We start from the raw sequence: 20,745 nt of genomic DNA on the forward strand, positions 1-20,745 counted from the left end.
CATGGCATGGACGGCTATTCAAAACTCGTCGCTTGGCTCAAGGTGTTGTTGCCCCTGACAGCGCTTGGGTTGCTGTCCACGCTGTTCCTACTGTCGCGGAACATTGACCCTGTTGCCTCTGTCCCCTTCGCGGACACCGAAATCCAAGAGCGTTTGCGCGGGCAGCAAGTGACTGCTCCGTTCTATTCCGGCACATCTTCGAGCGGTGACCGCATATCTGTATCGGCTGGTACAATGGCGACTGCCAACGACCAGAACAACGCGGCAACCGACCTGGCGGCGCATATCGACCTGTCTTCGGGAACGCGTGTTGTCCTGTTTTCCGACACGGGCGAGTTTGACCTTGCCTATGGCGCATCGTCGCTGGCGGGGAACGTCGTGATCACAACATCGACCGGTTACAAACTGAATTCAGACGAACTTTTAACCGATTTCGAGAATATGACAGTTAGGTCACCTGGCCCAGTCGCTGGCACTGGCCTGTCGGGGACCCTTGAAGCGGGCCAAATGACGCTCGAAAAAACGGACGATGGCGAAAACGCCCATTTGATTTTCACAAAGGGCGTAAAGTTGGTATACCGCCCTGAAGAATTGGAAGAGTGATAAATCCGTGACTATTTTGCGTGTTATAGCCTGCCTGATCACGATCGGCCTGATTACACCGCTCTACGCCCAGGGAACGCAGGTCGCATTCGGCGCCATAAGGCAGGATACGTCAGCCCCGGTAGAGGTAAGTGCAGACGAGTTGAATGTGGATCAGGCCACCGGCGCCGCCATCTTTACCGGCAATGTGGTGATCGGTCAGGGTGAGATGCGGCTGTCGGCCCCCCGCGTGCTGGTGATCTATCGCGAGGATCAGGCGGGTATCGAACGGATGGAGGCGACGGGCGGCGTAACCTTGGTATCCGGCCCAGACGCAGCCGAGTCGCAGCGCGCCGACTACAGTATCGATACGGGATTGATCGTCATGACCGGCGACGTCTTGCTGGCCCAGGGGCAAAGCGCCATCTCATCCGATCGCATGACTGTGAACCTGGATGACGGCACCGCACGGATGCAAGGCAGTGTGAAAACAATTCTGCAGACTGGCAACAACTGATGGCCAGACCCAATCTGAAAGTGGCGGGCGGGTCGTCCGGTCTGCGCATATCGCACCTGCGCAAGTCGTATCGCAAGAAACTGGTCATTCGCGATTTTTCGATGGAGTTGAATCGGGGTGAGGTTGTTGCGTTACTGGGGCCCAATGGCTCTGGCAAGACAACAACCTTCTATGCCGTGGCTGGGTTGGTGACGCCGGAAGGCGGCACCGTCACGCTGGATGGAACGGACGTAACCAGCTTGCCGATGTATCGCCGCGCGCAAATGGGTATTGGATACCTGCCGCAAGAGATGAGCATCTTCCGGGGGCTGAGCGTGCAGGACAATATCCTTGCCATCCTCGATATCGTTGAGCCCGATCGACACAAGCGGCGTGAGCGGCTCGAAGAGTTGTTGAGCGAATTTTCCATTGAACACATGCGCCGTGCCCCCGCGTTGGCCCTGTCAGGTGGGGAACGGCGTCGGGTCGAGATTGCGCGGTCGCTGGCTGCAAATCCGAAATATCTGCTGCTCGACGAACCATTTGCCGGGGTCGATCCGATCTCTGTCGGAGATATCCGGCATCTTGTTGCGGATTTGAAGAAGCGGGGCATTGGCGTCCTGATTACGGATCACAATGTGCGTGAAACCCTCGAAATCGTGGACCGTGCCTATATCCTGCATGACGGGCAGGTGCTCATGTCAGGTACACCGCAAGACGTGGTGCAGAATGAAAATGTGCGCCGTGTCTATCTTGGCGAAAACTTCCGTATCGGCTGAGCAACGGCGCGCTTGCCATGTCCGCTTTTCATTGACTCCGAGTGCACTTTTGGCGTGCAATGACAGTATGGCTTTTACGCTGACCAAGATCTGCAACACTGTCACCCCGCCTAAGGGTTTTGACATAGATCACGGTCACGACGTGCCTTTTCTGCAATTCTAAAAACATAACGCCGCCAGCATCTTGGCGGCACGGAACATGCATTGCGGACACATCAGAAGGAGCAAGAATGCAGTATCAAATCAGTGGCAAACAGATCGATATCGGCGAAGCGCTGCAAACCCATGTGCGGGACGATTTGGGCGCGGTTGTACAGAAATATGCCGAACGCCCGACAAATGCCCAAGTGGTGTTTTCCAAGTCTGCACATGAATTCGTATGTGAAGCGACGGTACACCTGTCCACCGGTCTGACCGCTCAGGCTAAGGCCCATGCCACTGAAATATATGCAGCTTTTGACGGATGTTCCGAAAAAATGGAGAAGCAATTGAGGCGGTACAAACGCCGTCTCAAGGACCATCACAAGGAACGCGCGCAGCCTGTTGAACTCTCTGGCGCGGCCTCTTATATCCTCGCGTCTGACGAAGGAGCGGGCGACTCGGAACCCGAGACGCTGCAACCCATGATCGTGGCCGAGATGGAAACCAAGATTCCATCGCTGTCGGTTGGTGAAGCGGTCATGCAAATGGAATTGGCGGGCGCCCCAGTGTTGGTGTTCCGAAACGAAGGAAAAGACGGGCTGAACGTGGTCTACCGTCGCGAAGACGGGAACATAGGTTGGATCGACCCGTAAGGGATCGGTGCTTCGGCGCACCGACGAGAGAGCAGAATGAACTTTGGGACTCTTCTGAAACCCGAGGCGGTCAAGGTTGTTACCTCCGCCTCGTCCAAGAAACGGCTTTTTCACGAGATCGGTGATCTTGTGCAGTCAGCCTATGACCTGAATGCAGCGCTCGTTGTTGAGTCTCTTATTGCGCGTGAAGCGCTGGGGCCAACCGGCGTGGGCCATGGTGTCGCACTGCCACACGCACGTCTGGATGGCATTTCGGACGTGATGGGTGCCTTTGTTCTGCTCGACAAACCCATAGATTTCGACGCGGTCGACCGCCAGCCGGTCGACATTGCCTTTGCCCTGTTTGCGCCTGAAGAGGCCGGTGTGGAACACCTCAAGGCATTGGCCCTGGTGTCGCGAACCCTTCGCGACGCCGCAATCTGCAACAAATTGCGCGCCAACCCAGACGCGAGCACACTGTTTGCAATTCTGAACGAAGCGAAACCCGCGCAAGCCGCTTAAACCGGCACCCAATCCTTGAAACCGAACATCAGGTAGTCGCGCGTGTAAGCTGCACGCGCCAAATCCTCGATTTCCGTATCATAGATATCAGTCAGCGTGTGAGGCATATCGTTGATGTGGCCATTGAGTGCAGGAGCTTCTGCCAGTCCGACGGAAGCGCCAAGTTCCGCCAGTTCATGTGCCAGTGTTTCAGCCCGCATCAGACGATGCGGCAACGCAAACTCTGCGAACCCTTCGATCGTCTTCGATTGGCTGGCCCAATCCGGATCTACACGTACAGCAGTTTGACCGTTCAAGTTCGACTTGAGAAACCGAAGGAAAGCCGCAAAGGCATCCCGGTGGGCCGCCTTGTCGTAGGACGGATCCGCAGGATCCTCGGGCAACGTCAGTTTGTACCGCTTGCCCAAAGTGGTGCGAATGCCGCCATATCCGCCTTGGCCTGTGTTCAAAATACGATGGCAGAACACGGCATGTGCGCGGTCAAGGGGGTGGCGCAGTACTGAGAAGCTGCGGTGTCCGGGATTGGCCCGCATCCAGTCGCGCAAACCGTTCTGGGACAGCTTCGATTCCGGTTTGACCCCCTTGGCCTTGTCGAGCGCCTGCAGCCAACGTAGCGCTGGGTCATTCGGCCAACCCCGGATTGGCACATACAGAAGCGGTTGCGATTGACTGGCAAAGTAGGTCGGCACGGCTGCCCCGCGCCGCGGTTCGAAGTTGGGTGTTCGGGTTAGATTGAACTGGTCCACACCCGATAAGGCCTCGGCCATTTGACCGAAATTGCTTACCTTGTCTGACAGGGCGCTGGGATTTTGCACCTTCAGGCTTTTGTCCAATGAGTCCAGCTGGCCGTCGACACCAAGCCATTTTGCCAGGCCGTTCATGACCGAAAGGCTCTGTAGATCCTCGTAAGCCAAATAAAATGCGGTTTGCCCAGAAGACTGCAACCGATTCAGCAACGTCACCTGGAAGTCCTGCAAAGCGCTGAGATGTGAGGCAAATTCATCGGCAACAAAGGTTGCCTTTCCATCCTTGCGCGCCTTCACGTCGGTCAGCTTCCACTGACCCGTTGCTTGTGCAATCTTCCATGACACATAGCTGTCGACAGGATTCCGGGTCAGCACGATCTTGGCGCATTTAGGATCATCTACGACCTTGTCAAAGATGCGGGGATCATGATCGTGGAAATACCGAAAGCCACTCAGGTCTGCTGTTTTCTTAATCTCGCGCAGCAGTATTTTAGGGTCTGCGTCCCGCATTTCCTGAGTGACACCGAGAACCTTGTCGGTGTTCGGATACCCAATGAAGAACGGATTGAACGCCTCACCATGACACGACAACCCGTCGAAAGCATTCAGATTGGTTTCCAAAAAGTTCGAACCTGTGCGCATCTCCGCGAACACGACAAAGTAGTCGAATTTGGCCATATCAGATCAGCGCACCAAGTAGGGTTTGCGCGCTGGGTCCGGGGCAGGCTTTGGGCCCAGCGCAACAGGAAAATCGCCCATCAGGTACGGGTGCATCCCTTGGTTTTTGAGATTTTGCAAGAATTGACCAAAGCCCGTGAGATTTGCAAGCTTCGGCACTTCGGACAGGCGGCGGGTATGGGTCAAACCAATTTCATCCAGAATGCCCTGAAGTGGTTCCATCGGCGCCTCAACGAATTCCGCCATTGTCCACACGCGAATACGCGCCTTGGCGTATGGTGATCGCAGCACGTTCAGGTGATCACTTTCGATCTTTTGCAGGCGTGCTGCTTCCTTTCGAATGTCCATGAAGTTCATGTTCGAGCGGAACAGGGGTACAGACCATGCACCCGAGATGACAGAGATCTGGGCGTTCGGGTCTTTGGCCACACGCCAATTGATATCTTGGTTGTCACCGGGGCCAAACTGGAAGCATTGCCGCTCGCCCCGCGTGTTCCATATCAGGTTCGCCAGAAACGAGTTCGGATTGTAATCACGTGTTTTCGCACTGTTGTTAAGCGCACCGTTCAGTGTGGCCTGACCTTCTGCAAATTCGGCCCGGTCAGGGTGAAAGAGATGCCCGTGGACGCGCGCGCCCGTTGCTTTGGCCAGCCAAGGTTCGAAATTCTCGAATATCTCGGTAAAGCCTTGGAAAACCGAGTACGGAGCAGCGGTCACACCGTTTTCCCAATCTTCGTTCGGGAACCGGCTTTGCATATACAAACCGGGCCGCCCGCGCGTTCTTCGCTCGACCGCTTTGGCAAAGATGCGGTCGATTTTGCCGGGGTTGGGTTCCGTGCGCTTCATCGCACCGGCAGGGTCCGTCAGGAATGCGTCGTACAGTCGGTTGGCATGGGGCCAGATCTTGCGGGCGACAAAACAATCAGACCGCCGCAGGAGTTGCAGATGATCGTCATAAAAGATGTGGGGCTTGCCCTGAAAGTCGAACTTTGACAGCGTCAGTGACCTGCTCTCAATTTCAATGGCGTACTGACGGGCAAGCGTTTGATAGTAGCTTTCGTCAGGTATCCACACCTGCTTGAAGTAGGCGTCATATTCCTTGCGATCCGGACCTTGAAGGATCGCTGACAGCGTTTGCCGTGTCAGGCACCACCATTGGCTGCCCATGTGCGGAACCAGGCCAGCCGGTATCTTGCGCTTCAGTCCAAGCCTGCGCTGAAGCTCAACGTATTTGTCGAACAGAATCCGCTGACGTTTCCAGGAGAACGGGAAGCGCAACGTAAACCTCTCATGATCAAGGCCGCCGACGGTCCAAGGTACATCCGCGGTCGTCGCACTTTCAATAAAGTCCGTGCGCGGACGAGCGGCGAGGTAGTCCACCAATTCCTCAACCGGGCGCAGAGGCAAGCATGAACCCGAAGCGAGGTAGACATGCCGCACATCCGCAAATTCATTCAACATGAGCTCAGACGCTGCCTGACTGGCAGCGACAATGCTCCATGTGCCCCATTCACATCGGAAGCGCTTTGAGAATTTGATGGTCGGAACGTCGGACAGGGCCTTGGCAAATGCGACATATTTTTTTCGGCACATTCACATCGACATGGATCACAACCGGACATCCACCCATCGCCCAGAAGCGCGCCGCCTGTTCCGCGCGATCAAGTGCAGTGTGCACGAGCATGACGATACCGACGGTCACGCCCAGTTCCCCTTGGACATTAGCCCCAGAATCTCTAGCTGACGCCAGTTGATGTACTTCTCAGACCATTTGCACCAGAGGTCCGGATCGTCGCGCAGCGTGGCGGCATAGGCCTTGTACTCGACCGACGCCGCGTAGTGCTGCTTCCGGTCAAGCTCTTCTGATGCTTTGGCCGTGAACGTATCAAGAAACTTGGCATGCAACAAAACGCCCGAGGCCTTTTCACCGCCCCATTCATCATAAACCTGGTTCAGACCACGCGGCAAAAGCATGTGGGTTGAGCTGGCATAAGCATAGCGCCGATCCCATTTCACCAAGGGTATCTTGTTCAGCGCCGGTGCGCGTTCTGGTTCTTCCGGAAAAAAGACGCGCGCGCGAGGTCCACCCTGTATCCACAGATTCCCAAGCTTCTTGTTTTTGGTGATCATGTAGTTTCCGCTGTCGAACCAACTGGCGATATCCATCGGGTTCTGACCGGCCGTGTAGGGTTGTTCATCCAGCCGCCCCTTGGGGTACATGTCCAACAACATGGCTGAAAATGATTTGATCGACGAGGCATCAAGCCAATCCGTCAAAGCACGCAAGGGCCGCGTATCGCAGAACGGATAGACCAGGAATTCGTCCGGATCGACCACCAATGTCCAATGGTCGTGACCGTATTTCATCTGCAGCCAGTTCAACCAATCAACGCCAAAGCGCGATCGCTTGTAGCTTGCGTTTGTTGACCAGACCGATACGTCCGGTTGCTGAACAAGATAGTCCAGAGACCCGTCCGTGCTGTCATTGTCCACGATCAGGAAATGGTTGATCCCCATCTCGCGGTAGTAGTCCAGAAAATACGGGAGGCGGACCGCTTCGTTTCTAAGGGTCGAAAAACACAGCAGATCGGTCGGACGAATCTGTGCGGTACGGTTGGCAACGCGAGACAACTCCCGACGCTTCCGGAATGCCCGGATGCGCCATCGTTTACGCTGAAGTCTCAGCCGATATGACTGCCAAGCGCCCAAATTGCCCCGTCCTTTGCCAGCCGACGTTTCGGTCTCACTCGCGCCTATCAGGTCAACCTTAACACAGTCTTGAAATGCACATCCCAACTGGGTGGTTCAAACTGCGGGTGTTTTGGCGTGCGCGGCCCAGCGTCGGCCAGAGTATTGATTGTACTGATCCACAGATAACGATCTGAAACGCTTGCGTAAATGGGAATGTCACCCAGCAGTTCCCCAAAGACTTCAAGTGTGTTCACAACAACGGGGACACCGCGCAAAGCCGCTTCAACCGCTGGCATGCCAAACCCTTCGGCATGGGTCGGCAGCAGAACACCCGCCGACCCATCCACTAGAGCAGCAAGGGCACCGTCACTTAGGCTACTCGCCTCCCGTATGCTTCCATCTGGAGGCAACGCGCCAAGCCGCGCAAACACGTCATCATTCTTCCAGCCGCGACTGCCGGCAATCACGAGTGTCGGAGCGTCAGCACCCATTGCATCCCACAGATCCAGCAGAAACGCGTGATTTTTGCGTGGCTCGATTGTTCCGATGACTACAAAATATGGCGGGGCTGGAGGCAGACCATCCGGCAACTCGTCGAACCGAGCGGCCACAAAATCCGTCCCGAGATGAGCAACAATTGGGGCCGGAACACGACCTGGAAACAACGCTTCAGTTCGCCGTTTAGTGTCCGCGGAATTGTAGATCACTGTATCCGCGTATGTTCCGACCCGGGCGATCATTGCGGTAAAAGGCCCGACGGTCCCTTCGCGCTGATATTGTGGAAACTCAATCGGAATGACGTCATGTACAAAAATCGCGATGGGAATACCGGCAGCTTTCAGAGTGCGCAAAACCCGTTCGGTCAGGTTGGAATGCCCGGTATTCAGATACGATGTGCCGACAGGTAGGTGTCTTCTCAGCATCCTCGGTAGACCGAACGGCGGTACGCGCCCGATTGCGTTACGGCGAGCCAACCTCCATGCAACCTTGTTCTGCTGATCAGGTGGCGTGCCATCGGGACCAGATAAAATGTGTGTGACGGACGCAATGCCGTTCGGATCAAGCAGGATGTAACCCAGCCTTGATCTGATCAGACCATACAGGGGTTCGGGTGCATCTTGCAGTGCGCGCAGATAGGCCAGTTCGACGCGATCTACCCCGGTCAGCACACGTCCCGCCCGACGCATCAGGCGGGTCAGGTCCAGAAGGCGCGCGTTTGGCCTGTTATGTGTCGTAGTGGCCAGTTTGGTGCCATCTCCAGGCATCGGTGATCATCGTTTCCAGCGTAGACCGGGTTGGGGTCCACCCCAGTTCGGCTTCCGCTCGTGTAGAGCCTGATACCAGCTTGGTACAGTCACCCGGACGGCGTTCTCCGTCCACATAGGGTACTGCCTGATTTGTTACGGCCCGGGAATGGTCAATCACCTCCCGAACGGAAAACCCGCTTCCCGTTCCAAGGTTGAACACGCGGCTATCTTTGCCATTTTCCAACCAGTTCAGGCCCAACACATGGGCATCCACCAGATCGCAGACATGGACATAATCGCGGATGCAGGTGCCGTCAGGTGTGTCATAGTCGGTGCCATGCACCGTCAGCGCATCACGTTTTCCAGCGATGGCATCCAGCATCAAAGGAACAAGATGCGTTTCGGGCTGATGAAATTCACCCACCTCGGCCTCTGGATCAGCACCCGCCACGTTGAAATAGCGGAATATTACGTGCCGCAGGCCATGGGCAGCCTCGAAGTCGCGCAGGATATCTTCGATCGCGCGCTTGGATGCGCCGTAGGCGTTGATGGGATGTTGTGCGCTGTCTTCATCAAGGACAACGTTGTCTTGATCGCCATAGGTGGCGCATGTGGAAGAGAACACAAAATCAAGGCATCCGGCAGCCACTGCCGCCTCAATCAACGTCAGGGATCCCAAGACATTGTTGCGCCAATATCGGCCCGGATTTTGCATGCTTTCGCCGACTTGACTGAGGGCTGCAAAATGCATGACCGCAACTGGTTCGTATTTTGCAAAAGCCGCATCAAGCGCGGCGCGATCCAACAGGTCGCCCTGAACAAACGGGCCAAACTTGACGGCGTCACGCCAGCCCGTTTCCAGATTGTCAAAAGTGACGGGTACGTATCCAGCAGCGCGTAACGCTTTGCAGGCGTGGGAACCGATGTATCCCGCGCCCCCCGTCACAAGAACATGTTTCACGTCAAAGTCCTGAGTTACTCGGCAGCTTTGTCCATTTGGACAACATCACGAATATAGCCAAGTAGGTCATCCCGCAATTCATCCCGCGCCAGACCAAAGGCAACGGTCGCCTGCAGGAAACCGGATTTGGATCCACAATCGAAGCGCTGACCGCGGAAACGGAAGCCGTACACGCCATCCTCACCGCCAATTTCACTGGCAATTGCATCCGTCAGCTGGATTTCCCCGCCCGCGCCCGACTTCATCTGGTTGAGCGATCGAAGAACCTTGGTGGTCAGGATGTAGCGTCCGATCACGGCCAGGTTCGAGGGTGCTTCGCCTGCCGGGGGTTTTTCGACCATACCTTTGGCTTCGACCAGATGGCCCATATCGTTCTTGATGTCGAGCACACCGTAAGAGGACGCACGCTCAGGCGGAACTTCCATGGCGGCCACGATGTTGCCGCCGGTTTCGTTGTAAGCTTCCACCATCTGTTGCAGACAAGGCGTGTCCGCAGCAATCACGTCATCCGGCAGGATCACAGCAAAGGGTTCGTTCGCGATCAAGCGGCGTGCGCACCATACGGCGTGCCCAAGGCCAAGCGCCTTGTGCTGGCGGATATAGGCAATTGCCCCGCTTTCCATATTGGTGTCCTTGAGGGTCTCAAGAAGCTGGTCTTTGCCCTTTTTGCGCAGCTCCTGTTCGAGTGTAGGCGCGTGGTCAAAGTAGTCTTCGAGCGCCCCTTTGCCGCGCGAGGTGACAAAAATGAACTCCTTGATCCCGGCGGCACGCGCTTCATCAATCGCGTACTGGATCAACGGGCGGTCAACGAGTGTCATGATTTCCTTTGGCACCGATTTTGTTGCTGGCAGGAATCGCGTTCCCAAACCCGCAACCGGAAAGATCGCCTTGGTCACCTTTTTGCGCATAGTCACCCTCTGCTTACAAAACACGAATTATTAATGTGATTACTACTAAACTGCGTCAAACGAATGTCCAATTCCCTAATCCCGGTCAGCACAGGCTAAGTGTTGCCCAGACGCGCCAAAATTCGCTAATCAATCAGCCGCTGTTTGCCGATGCGACTTGTTTCTGCTGCGACACGTTCGCCAAAACTGAACATTCGAAACACCGGCGCGTTGCGGTTTGATTTGCCGAACAGGCCACCACTTTGTTCCCAGAATCCAGCAGGATCAAAGCGCACGCGATGCCGTAGCGTAGTCGGTGAGAACAAAAAAAGCGATACAATTTCGCCCTGCTCTACGCGCCTTGCTGCCTCGGTGCGAAGACGTTCGCGCTGCCAGCTCCGCCCGGCCAGCACGACGGATGTTCGTCGTTGCCACGGAAAGGGCTTGAACGCAGAGATCGGACTGCGTGAGACTTGCGCGCCGCCGCGCTGACGCATCAACCCCTGACTATAGCCCTTGTCCAGACGCGAAAGCAGATGGCGCACATCGCGAGGCAACAGCCGCCCGGCAACCATATGGGTCAACACCCGCCTGCGCTCGCTGCTTCGGATGGCACGCCAATGGTCTCGGCGCTGGTGTTCAGAGAGGTATTTGCGCTGAAAAACCGCCCAACTTGACCCGATATCAAAAAGGTCGCGTGGAACACGATCCTGACGCCTGCGCGGGCTTGCCGCGAACCCATGATGCACTTCTGCCATCGGCACGATGGCCGTTGCATACCCGCCACGAGCCAAACGCAAGTTCAGATCGGTTTCATCAAGATAGAATGCAAAACCGGGATCGAACCCCTCCAGCGTCACTAACACGTCACGGCGCACGGCCATGTTCGTGCCTTCGGTCTTGGTTGCGCGCCGTCCCTTGGGTGTCAAAAGGGTCGCCCGGTTCGGGCTGACGTCCAACGGCTGTGCGGCACCCATCGTGTCCACGGTACGCGCCTGCCATTGCCAAGAGATACCATTCCGCCCCCGAACAAAGCCTCCAACTGCCGCAACGTGCTGTCGGTCTGCTGGTGCAACGAGCTGGTGAAGCCAGCTTGGCTCAGGCACGGCATCGTCATCGATGAACGCCACGATGTCGCCTGCCGCATGGCTGATACCAAGGTTACGCGCTTCGGAAATGTTTGGCCGGTCAAATTCCACCAGCTTGACTTGATCGGCAAATGGTCCCGCCCGCACCGCACTACAACCGGCTGGGTCCGCAACAACCACGACCTCGAATGCCGGATACTGAAGTTGAGACAACCCGGTCAGGCACCATGTCAGCGCGGTCGGCCGGTCGCGGCTTACCACCACAACACTGACCGCCGGTTGCGTCATACCACTCCCATTTCTGCCATCATTGCTTCGATCCGGGGAACATCGGCGGGGTTGTTCAACTCCCAGAACTGACGGCCTCGCGCCTCAACTTCGACACACAGAACCTGACGTCCGTTTTCAAGAAAGCGCAGCTGTTCCAGCCCTTCCAGTGTCTCCAATGGGCCCACGGGCCACGTCGGATAGGCAGCCAAGGCATCGGGTCGGTAGGCGTAAACGCCAACGTGATGGAACACGGGCGTATCCGCATCATCCGCATAGGTGTCATTCGTGTAAGGGATCACCTCTTTGGAGAAATACATCGCCTGACCAGCCACGCCAAAAACCGCGGTCGTGCCGCCAACACGGCCGGCCCTTCGATCTTCGAGAAAACCGCGCAAGGTCGCTCCGTCGCAACGCAGCACCGGTGTGGCAATCTCGGCATCAGGCGCTGCGCGCAGTCCAGCCACCAACCCCTCGATGAACCAGGCCGGGGTCAGGGGCGCGTCCCCTTGCAAGTTGACCACAATCTCGTACCCAGCGCCCAGCGCCTGGTGCGCTTCGGCACAGCGCTCGGTGCCGTTGCCACAGGTGTCCGAGGTCATCACGACCTCGGCTCCAAAAGCCTCTGACGCCTCTTTTATCCGATCGTCATCCGTCGCGACGACAACACGGTCGACGCCATCCACAGCCAAAGCCGCGCGCCAGCTGCGTTCAATCAGCGTTTGCGACTGACCGGTTGCGCCGGTCAACGGCACCAGCGGCTTGCCCGGATAACGGGACGACGCATAGCGCGCCGGGATAACGATCAGGACAGACATTAGGCCGACTTTAGATCAACAGCGGGCGCATAGGCGATAAAGAACGGATTGGCATAGCCTTCCTTGCCGTAGACCAGCGGGCTGTGATCGTCGAAACGGACAACCTTGCCACCGGCACCGGCCAGCACAGCGTGGCCAGCCGCAGTGTCCCATTCCATCGTGCGACCGACGCGGGGGTAGATGTCGGCTTCCCCGGTCGCCACAAGGCAGAATTTCAGAGACGACCCCGCGCTTTTCATGTCTTTGACCGCGTATTTGTTGATGTAGTCGTCTGTCGCCTGATCGCGGTGTGACTTCGATGCAACCACCATCAAGGCGCTGTTGTCACTGTTGGCAACAGATAACGGGGTAACCGCGCCGACTGTGTCTTTATCGAGTGCGCCGGTTTCTTCCACCGTTTTCCCATCTGCTTGAGTATAGAACATGCGACCCTTGGCCGGAGCGTAGACAACGCCGCGGGTTGGCACGCCATCTTCGACAAGGGCGATGTTCACCGTGAAGTCTCCACGGCGGTGCACAAATTCCTTGGTCCCGTCGAGCGGGTCAACAATCAGGAAAGTCTTTCCAGTCGTGTCATGGGTGGCCGACTGTTCTTCGGTCACCAGCATGACGTCAGGAAACGCGGCGCGGAGGCCAGCCGAAATCAGTGCATCCGCAGCTTCATCCGCTTCGGTCACTGGGCTGTCATCTGATTTGACTTTCACATCGAAGTCGTCGGCGCCATAAATCTCCATGATCTTGTCGCCCGCTTCCAAGGCGAGCTTGCGGATCACGGGGAGCAATTCTTCGTACGTCATCAAATAGCCTCCTTGGCTGGGCATTTGTTGAAAACTGCCTGCGCGGCCCTTATGATGCGGCGATAACGGAACGGCAAGAATTCCCTGCGACCATCGCGGCATACGAGGCAAAAACCGCTCATGTTTCAATCAACGCGCAAACCGCAGTCAGGGATGGGAAGTGCCTTGGCGATGTTCGAGGTGATCTATCACTCGATCGTGCGCAATGTGCGCAAGACCCACAACAACGCCTTTCTAGCCATTGCAATGAACATGCTGCAGGCGGTGATTTTCGTGATGGCGTTCTATGTCATGTTCTCGGTTTTGGGCCTGCGGGGCGCAGCAATCCGAGGCGACTTCCTGCTCTACATCATGACGGGAATCTTCCTGTACATGACACATGTAAAATCATTGGGCGCGGTCACCGGTGCCGAAGGACCCGCCAGCCCCATGATGCAACACGCGCCGATGAACACCATCGTGTCCATCTGTTCGGCCGCACTGGGCGCGCTGTATGTACAGGTTCTGTCGCTGTTTATGATCTTGTTCGTCTACCATGTGGCTTTCACACCTGTCGAAATCGACCAGCCTTTCCAGGCGTTTGGGATGCTGCTGCTGGCGTGGTTCACCGGTTGCGCATTGGGACTGGTGCTTTTGGCCATCAAGCCATGGTTTCCAACCTTCGTGTCCATTTTCACCCAGGTTTATCAGCGGGCAAACATGATCGCGTCGGGTAAGATGTTTGTCGCCAACACATTGCCTGGGTTCATGCTTGCGATGTTTGACTGGAACCCACTTTTTCACGTGATTGATCAGTCGCGCGGCTACACATTCATCAACTACAACCCGCGCTATTCCAGTTGGGAATACGCATGGTGGGTGGGTGTTGTCCTGATCATGATTGGTCTTATGGGCGAGTTCTATACCCGCCGCCATGCATCGATCAGTTGGAACGCGCGGCGCTGACCACCACGCTGGTGGCCACAGCCGTCAAAACACGACACGGCATGTCAGGTTGATACGCCCACCCTTGGGCAGCAATGATGAGGACCCAAACCTGATCCGGTCCACACCGTGATAGGTCAGTCGCGCTTCATCACCCATCAGCACGACATCTCCGCTTTCAAGCCAAAGCGACTCGGTCTTTCCGCCGCGCGTCGTGTTTCCGATTCGGAACAGCCCGGCATCTCCCAAGGATACGGACAAAACCGGCCACTTGAAATTTGCCTCGTCCTTGTCCTGATGCATCCCCATGCGCGCGCCTTCTCCGTAGTAGTTGATCAGGCAACAATCAGGCGCGCGTTCCAATCCGGTCATGTCATGCCACAATTCCAGAACGGCATCTGGGATCGGCGGCCAATCCACACCATTTGGGTGCTTGGGGGCATAGCGATAACCGGAATGATCCGCATACCACCCGACTGCCCCGGCAGAGGTCATGCGCACCGACATCGGCTTGCCGTACGGGGTCTCGGGCGAGAACATCGGCGCCGCCTCGGCAACACGCCGAATATCGTCAACCAGGCCTACTTGCTGAGTCGGATCCAGATACGCCTTGTGAATATCAAATCCCCGCACGATGACGTGCATGGCCCAGCCCCCTTCAGTTATGTGCAATTTTGCCGTTTTGAGGCCCGTTAGAACGGTTGCAGCGTCTATTCACCCTCCTTATATACGCCGCAGCGCGCACGAAATCGTGCGCAAACCTATGCGGGGCGTCGATGCCAAAACGGGTCGTCGCCTCGTGTCATCGCCTTGAACTGATATGAGGGATCGAAAACATGGCTAAAGTCATCGGTATTGACCTTGGGACAACAAACAGCTGCATCGCCATCATGGATGGCAGCCAGCCCCGGGTGATTGAAAATGCAGAAGGCGCACGGACAACCCCGTCCATCGTTGCCTTTACGGAAAACGAACGGCTCGTGGGCCAACCAGCCAAGCGTCAGGCCGTCACCAACCCGGACAACACTATCTTTGGCGTCAAACGCCTGATTGGCCGCCGCAATGACGATGCGGATCTGGCCAAGGACAAGAAAAACCTGCCCTTCGCCGTGATTGACGGCGGCAATGGCGACGCATGGGTCGAAGCACGCGGCGAAAAATACTCGCCGAGCCAGATCTCTGCCTTCATCCTGGGCAAGATGAAAGAGACAGCCGAGAGCTACCTTGGCGAAGACGTGACCCAAGCGGTCATCACCGTTCCCGCCTACTTCAACGACGCTCAGCGCCAGGCGACGAAGGACGCCGGCAAGATTGCCGGCCTCGAAGTGCTGCGGATCATCAACGAACCAACAGCGGCCGCGCTGGCCTATGGCCTCGACAAAGAAGACAGCCAAACCATTGCGGTCTATGACCTTGGTGGTGGTACGTTTGACGTAACCATCCTCGAGATCGACGAAGGACTGTTCGAGGTTAAATCCACCAACGGTGACACGTTCCTTGGTGGTGAAGACTTTGACATGCGGATCGTCAACTACCTGGCGGGCGAGTTCAAAAAAGAGCACTCGGTCGACCTGACCGCTGACAAGATGGCGCTGCAACGCCTGAAGGAAGCGGCAGAGAAGGCCAAGATTGAACTGTCCTCCTCCAGCCAAACCGAAATCAACCAGCCCTTCATCTCGATGGGATCGAACGGTCAGCCGCTGCACATGGTAATGAAGCTGACGCGCGCCAAGCTGGAAAGCCTGGTGGGTGACCTTATCAAGGCGTCGATGAAGCCCTGTGCCGCAGCGTTGAAAGACGCAGGCCTCTCGGCTTCCGACATTGACGAGGTTGTTCTGGTTGGCGGTATGACCCGCATGCCCAAAGTGATCGAAGAAGTGACCAAGTTCTTTGGCAAGGAACCCCACAAGGGTGTGAACCCTGACGAAGTGGTTGCCATGGGCGCTGCCATTCAGGCCGGTGTTCTGCAAGGCGACGTCAAAGATGTCGTACTTCTCGACGTGACCCCGTTGTCGATGGGGATCGAAACATTGGGTGGCGTGTTCACGCGCCTGATCGATCGCAACACCACGATCCCAACGAAGAAATCGCAAATCTTCTCAACGGCAGAAGACAACCAGAACGCTGTCACCATTCGGGTTTTCCAAGGTGAACGCGAAATGGCGTCGGACAACAAGATCCTGGGCAACTTCAACCTGGAAAACATCCCGCCTGCACCGCGCGGCATGCCGCAGATCGAAGTGACCTTTGACATCGACGCCAACGGCATCGTGTCAGTGGGCGCCAAGGACAAGGGCACCGGCAAGGAGCAGCAGATCACGATCCAAGCCTCCGGCGGTTTGTCCGACGAGGACATCGAACAGATGGTCAAGGACGCCGAGGACAATGCCGAGGCGGACAAGGAACGTCGCGAACTGATCGAGGCGAAGAACCAGGCCGAAAGCCTCATCCACTCGACCGAAAAGTCGCTGGAAGAGCATGCGGACAAGGTCGACCCGACCACGGTCGAAGCGATCGAACTGGCCATTGCCGCGCTCAAGGACGAGCTCGAAACCGAAAATGCCGACAAGATCAAATCGGGCATCCAGAACGTGACCGAATCGGCCATGAAACTGGGCGAAGCGATCTACAAAGCGGCGCAGGACGATGGCGACGACGAACCGCAAGCGGCAGACGAACCGCGCGGTGACGAGGACGACATCGTTGACGCCGAATTCGAAGACCTCGACGACGATAACAAACGCGCCTGATTTTGGGCCTCAGAGGAACCAATCACGAGGCCGGCCACAACAGGCCGGCCTCAGACGTTCCAGCAAAGGACATAATCCATGGCAAAACGTGACTATTACGATGTGCTTGGCGTCTCCAAAGGCTCAAGCGCTGACGAGATCAAAAAGGGCTATCGCAAGAAAGCCAAGGAATTGCATCCCGACCGCAATGCGGACAACCCAAACGCGGAAGCGCAGTTCAAGGAAGCCAACGAAGCCTATGAAGTCCTGAAAGACGCCGACAAGAAAGCGGCCTATGACCGCTTTGGCCACGCCGCGTTCGAGGGTGGCATGGGCGGCGGTGGCGGACGGCCAGGCGGTGGTTTTGGCGGCGGGCAAGGCGACTTCGGGTCTGCTTTCTCCGATGTTTTCGACGACCTGTTCGGCGACTTCATGGGGGCCAGCGCGGTGGCGGAGGCGGTGGACGGCAGCGTGCCGCCCGCGGCTCTGACCTGCGCTATAACCTGCGTGTGTCGCTAGAAGACGCATTTGCGGGTATGCAGAAGACCATCAACGTGCCCACATCCGTGCAATGCGACAATTGTTCGGGCACCGGCGCCGAAGGGGGTTCCGAACCCACGACATGTCCCACATGTTCCGGCATGGGCAAAGTGCGCGCGCAACAGGGGTTCTTCACCGTCGAACGCACCTGCCCCACATGCTCTGGCCTCGGCCAGATCATCAAGGATCCCTGCAAAGTCTGTTCGGGCGCGGGCCGGGTCGAAAAGGACCGGTCCCTGTCTGTGAACATCCCAGCAGGCGTCGAAACCGGCACCCGTATCCGATTGGCTGGTGAAGGCGAAGCCGGGATGCGCGGCGGTCCGTCTGGCGATCTCTACATCTTTATCGATGTTGCCGATCACAAGCTGTTCGAGCGCGATGGCATCAACCTGTTCTGCCGCGTGCCGGTCAGCATGGGTACAGCCGCACTGGGTGGATCAATCGAGGTTCCGACCATCGATGGCGGCCGTGGCCGAGTACAGATCCCATCTGGATCTCAATCGGGTCGCCAGATGCGCCTGCGCAGCAAAGGTATGCCTGCCCTGCGGGGTGGCGGTGCAGGTGACATGTTCATCGAACTGGCCGTGGAAACCCCGGTCAACCTGACGGCCCGGCAAAAAGAGCTGCTGCGCGAATTCGAAGAACTCTCGGAAGAGAACAACCCAGAGTCGTCCAGTTTCTTTTCGTCCGTTAAATCCTTTTGGGATCTCGATGAAGGGCTAACACCTCACGTAAGGCGGAGTTAACTCCGCCTTACAAAACCTATTCTCCAGCGCATTGAAGATAAACCTGTATAGCGGATCAAGATCCGCGTTACGGGAGCAAGTGTAAGGCGGATTTCAATCCGCCACTAGCGATTCCTCATCAACTTCTGAGCCTTGGTTAATCCCTCGCTAACCTAACTTGCGGTATTCTGCACATATGTCGCATTTCGCTGAACAGCCGCTACCTTTCGATCTGGACGAGGCCGTAGCCGTCCCACTGACCAAAGGCCGTACACCATCCTATATGGCGGACCACCGTAAGCGTCTGCGCGCCAGGTTCATGGATGGGGGCGCTGGCGCCCTACCCGATTACGAGATGCTTGAATTGGTTCTGTTCCGCGCCATCCCACGGCAGGATGTGAAACCGCTCGCCCATGCCCTGATGGCAGAGTTTGGTGATTTCAATCGCGTGGTCACGGCACCTATTGAACGGCTACGCGGCTTCAAAGGCATAGGTGACGCGGTGATCTGCGAGCTGAAGATTGTCGAGGCAGCCGCACAAAGGATGGCACGTTCCAAGGTATTGAACAGACAGGTAATCACCAGTTGGGACGCCCTGCTCGACTACTGCCACACCACCATGGCACACCGCGAGACCGAACAATTTCGCGTCCTCTACCTTGATCGCAAGAACGTACTGATTGCCGATGAAGAGCAAGCCAAGGGCACAGTCGATCATGTGCCCGTCTATCCGCGCGAAGTGGCCAAACGGGCGCTGGAGCTGAACGCATCCGCACTGATCCTGGTTCATAATCACCCATCGGGTGATCCCACCCCCAGCCAATCAGACATCGATATGACAGCAAAGATAGAAATGGCCTGTTCCGCCCTTGGCATCACCCTGCACGATCATCTGATTGTCGGCAAAAGCCGCGAGTTAAGCTTCAAGTCGGAAGGGTACCTCTAGCGCACCCAAACCTCGACCCGGCGGTTGGCTTTTCGGCCCCATGCGCTGTCGTCGCACGCCATCGGAAGCGCCTCTCCGAATGCATCAACACCCAATTGGATACGCTCAAAATTTGCCGTCTCAGCGGCCGCAATAACAGCGCGGCGCACCGCATCAGCGCGGCGTAGGGCAATGTCCCGATTTGCGGTTGCGGGACCGTCTCCATCGCTGAACCCAACCAACAAAACCTGCCGCGCGTCGTACTTGCCCTGCTCCATCGCCCGCGCCAGTTGTTGAACATTTGACCGTGACTGCGCGTCCAAACGCACCGACCCCGCCTCGAACCGGAAAGAAGTCGTCAGGCGTGACATGCCATAGAACGTACGCGCCATGCGCTGTAGCTCCTCAAGCGATATCTCCGGGCCAGCGGACGTTACAGCGTTGGCAAAGCGATAGCCCTGATCGTTGATCGACACCTCTTCTGGTGCCTGATCGACGAACCCGACGCGGCGAATGACCACTTGCGCGGATGGACCGCGCGTAAAAGCCAGAAACTCCCGCCCAATCTTGGGCAAACGCCTCGCAGGCAAATACAGAAACATTGGTGCCGTAAGCGGATAATCTTCTGTCTTGATGGTCTCCCGACCCGCCGACAGGGAAAACCCGCACGAGCCCGTCAACGTAAGTGCGCGTGCGTTACCAGTGTCGGCATAGCTGGCGATGCCGATGGCAAATGGGTCAGCCAGAACAGCACTCAAAACATCCAAGCCACGGTCATGACGCGTGATCACTTCGGCAAAGGTGAAGCGTGCGGGGCCCATAACGTCATCTTCGACAGATTGGCCAAGCCCCGTCCGAGCGCCCGGCAAGTGCAATGATATGGGGGCGTTTGCCCCACCGAGGTCCGCCCAGTTCGTGATCGTCCCGGCAAAGACAGCGGCCAGATCCTGGGGAGAGATACGATCAACAGGGTTTGATGGTGCAACGATTGGCACCATGGCATCCAGCGCCAGGACGCGGCTGCGGTTGGCCTGCGTCATGTCACCCATCCCGGCATCCCGGGCAAGCTGGCGCTCGTCAGGCCGAATTTCACGCAAAGCCATGACAATGTCCGCATCGTTGGCCAATAGGTCTGCGAAACCCTCGTCCGTGGTGGACACGTGGAAAAAGAAACGTGCAACGGGTTTACCGGTTTCTGTATCTGCCAACTCGTAGACAAAGTTGCGCGCGTCGATCTCTTCCCGCTCCGCCTCGTAATTGTTGCGCAGCGCGAACCCTTCGATCAAGGCAGGCATCAGAACAGCGCCCATGGTGGAAGAACCGGATAAGCTGATCTCGGCCACAAAGTCCTGCAGATTTGGGCAGGCGGGCCCATCGCACAGCACACCGGAGCCATCGACGGTCAGTTCGCCGTAGACAGTTTCAATACGGTAGAACTCGCCATCAAATCCCAGAAGCGTCCCGCTGAGTTCAACTTGCCCATCGGGCGACGTGAGCGTGACGTCCTGTGCAAAAAGCACGGTTCCACAAAAGAAAGTGCGGCGAAAATCGCCGCACGTATCGAAGCCAT

The 20,745-nt window shown here is 56.9% G+C and carries 17 protein-coding genes and 3 pseudogenes; 9 read left to right on the plus strand and 11 right to left on the minus strand.

Annotation, left to right across the window (positions count from 1 at the left end):
• Positions 1–6: 6 nt before the first annotated feature.
• The 5 genes from ACZ1HN_RS03425 to ACZ1HN_RS03445 all read left to right on the plus strand — a co-directional run bounded on the left by ACZ1HN_RS03425 (position 7) and on the right by ACZ1HN_RS03445 (position 3,152).
• On the plus strand, positions 7–603 hold the full coding sequence (locus ACZ1HN_RS03425; protein ID WP_472726497.1) for a hypothetical protein: 597 nt from the start codon (positions 7–9) through the stop codon (positions 601–603).
• A gap of 13 nt (positions 604–616) precedes the next feature.
• Positions 617–1,099 carry a lipopolysaccharide transport periplasmic protein LptA gene (gene lptA, locus ACZ1HN_RS03430; RefSeq protein WP_472729271.1) on the plus strand — a complete coding sequence of 161 codons (483 nt, stop codon included), beginning with the start codon at positions 617–619 and terminating at the stop codon, positions 1,097–1,099.
• Positions 1,099–1,857, plus strand: a complete 759-nt coding sequence (gene lptB / locus ACZ1HN_RS03435; protein WP_299203130.1) for an LPS export ABC transporter ATP-binding protein — start codon at positions 1,099–1,101, stop codon at positions 1,855–1,857. Before lptA ends, lptB begins: the two co-directional genes overlap by 1 nt.
• 230 nt (positions 1,858–2,087) lie before the next feature.
• Complete coding sequence (gene hpf / locus ACZ1HN_RS03440) at positions 2,088–2,651, plus strand: ribosome hibernation-promoting factor, HPF/YfiA family (RefSeq protein ID WP_472726498.1); 564 nt, start codon at positions 2,088–2,090, stop codon at positions 2,649–2,651.
• A 36-nt stretch (positions 2,652–2,687) separates the two neighbouring features.
• Entirely contained in the window at positions 2,688–3,152 is a 465-nt protein-coding gene (locus ACZ1HN_RS03445) for a PTS sugar transporter subunit IIA (protein WP_299600658.1), read from the plus strand.
• Here ACZ1HN_RS03445 and ACZ1HN_RS03450 read toward each other — a convergent pair.
• From ACZ1HN_RS03450 to cysQ, 9 genes and pseudogenes are all read right to left on the minus strand, one after another.
• Entirely contained in the window at positions 3,149–4,576 is a 1,428-nt protein-coding gene (locus tag ACZ1HN_RS03450; RefSeq protein WP_472726499.1) for a sulfotransferase family 2 domain-containing protein, read from the minus strand. The genes ACZ1HN_RS03445 and ACZ1HN_RS03450 overlap by 4 nt on opposite strands.
• Before the next feature lie 6 nt (positions 4,577–4,582).
• A pseudogene (locus ACZ1HN_RS03455) lies at positions 4,583–6,278 on the minus strand (DUF5927 domain-containing protein).
• Positions 6,275–7,285, minus strand: coding sequence for a glycosyltransferase family 2 protein (locus ACZ1HN_RS03460; RefSeq protein ID WP_299746452.1), 1,011 nt, complete (start codon positions 7,283–7,285; stop codon positions 6,275–6,277). The pseudogene ACZ1HN_RS03455 and the gene ACZ1HN_RS03460 overlap by 4 nt, the downstream one beginning before the upstream one ends.
• A 47-nt stretch (positions 7,286–7,332) precedes the next feature.
• Entirely contained in the window at positions 7,333–8,532 is a 1,200-nt protein-coding gene (locus ACZ1HN_RS03465) for a glycosyltransferase (RefSeq protein ID WP_472726500.1), read from the minus strand.
• Positions 8,492–9,475, minus strand: a complete 984-nt coding sequence (gene galE / locus ACZ1HN_RS03470; protein WP_472726501.1) for a UDP-glucose 4-epimerase GalE — start codon at positions 9,473–9,475, stop codon at positions 8,492–8,494. Before galE ends, ACZ1HN_RS03465 begins: the two co-directional genes overlap by 41 nt.
• Positions 9,476–9,489: 14 nt before the next feature.
• A complete protein-coding gene (gene galU, locus ACZ1HN_RS03475; RefSeq protein WP_299203152.1) occupies positions 9,490–10,383 on the minus strand; it encodes a UTP--glucose-1-phosphate uridylyltransferase GalU in 894 nt (297 codons plus the stop codon).
• Positions 10,384–10,508: 125 nt separating this feature from the next.
• Positions 10,509–11,738, minus strand: a complete 1,230-nt coding sequence (locus ACZ1HN_RS03480) for a glycosyltransferase family 2 protein (protein WP_472726502.1) — start codon at positions 11,736–11,738, stop codon at positions 10,509–10,511.
• The gene (locus ACZ1HN_RS03485) at positions 11,735–12,535 is read right to left on the minus strand and encodes a 3-deoxy-manno-octulosonate cytidylyltransferase (protein ID WP_472726503.1); all 801 of its coding nucleotides are present in this window, start codon (positions 12,533–12,535) and stop codon (positions 11,735–11,737) included. The genes ACZ1HN_RS03480 and ACZ1HN_RS03485 overlap by 4 nt, the downstream gene beginning before the upstream one ends.
• On the minus strand, positions 12,535–13,332 hold the full coding sequence (gene cysQ, locus ACZ1HN_RS03490; protein WP_472726504.1) for a 3'(2'),5'-bisphosphate nucleotidase CysQ: 798 nt from the start codon (positions 13,330–13,332) through the stop codon (positions 12,535–12,537). Before cysQ ends, ACZ1HN_RS03485 begins: the two co-directional genes overlap by 1 nt.
• A 120-nt stretch (positions 13,333–13,452) precedes the next feature.
• Here cysQ and ACZ1HN_RS03495 point away from each other — a divergent pair, with 120 nt between their 5' ends.
• Positions 13,453–14,277, plus strand: coding sequence for an ABC transporter permease (locus tag ACZ1HN_RS03495; RefSeq protein ID WP_299203159.1), 825 nt, complete (start codon positions 13,453–13,455; stop codon positions 14,275–14,277).
• A gap of 24 nt (positions 14,278–14,301) precedes the next feature.
• Here the strand turns inward: ACZ1HN_RS03495 and ACZ1HN_RS03500 are convergent, their stop codons facing one another.
• Positions 14,302–14,901 carry an alpha-ketoglutarate-dependent dioxygenase AlkB family protein gene (locus tag ACZ1HN_RS03500; RefSeq protein WP_299770518.1) on the minus strand — a complete coding sequence of 200 codons (600 nt, stop codon included), beginning with the start codon at positions 14,899–14,901 and terminating at the stop codon, positions 14,302–14,304.
• Positions 14,902–15,092: 191 nt separating this feature from the next.
• Between ACZ1HN_RS03500 and dnaK the strand changes: the two genes are divergently transcribed.
• The 3 genes and pseudogenes from dnaK (at position 15,093) to radC (ending at position 19,196) form a co-directional block, all read left to right on the plus strand.
• On the plus strand, positions 15,093–17,006 hold the full coding sequence (gene dnaK / locus ACZ1HN_RS03505) for a molecular chaperone DnaK (RefSeq protein WP_472726505.1): 1,914 nt from the start codon (positions 15,093–15,095) through the stop codon (positions 17,004–17,006).
• Positions 17,007–17,084: 78 nt separating this feature from the next.
• Positions 17,085–18,271 (plus strand): annotated as a pseudogene (gene dnaJ, locus ACZ1HN_RS03510) (molecular chaperone DnaJ).
• Between the two features lie 175 nt (positions 18,272–18,446).
• Positions 18,447–19,196, plus strand: coding sequence for a RadC family protein (gene radC, locus ACZ1HN_RS03515; RefSeq protein ID WP_472726506.1), 750 nt, complete (start codon positions 18,447–18,449; stop codon positions 19,194–19,196).
• Here radC and ACZ1HN_RS03520 read toward each other — a convergent pair.
• Positions 19,193–20,745, minus strand: a pseudogene (locus ACZ1HN_RS03520) (phosphate ABC transporter substrate-binding/OmpA family protein). The gene radC and the pseudogene ACZ1HN_RS03520 sit on opposite strands and share 4 nt — an antisense overlap.

The sequence above is a fragment of the Tateyamaria sp. GN1-10 genome (genome assembly GCF_055693845.1).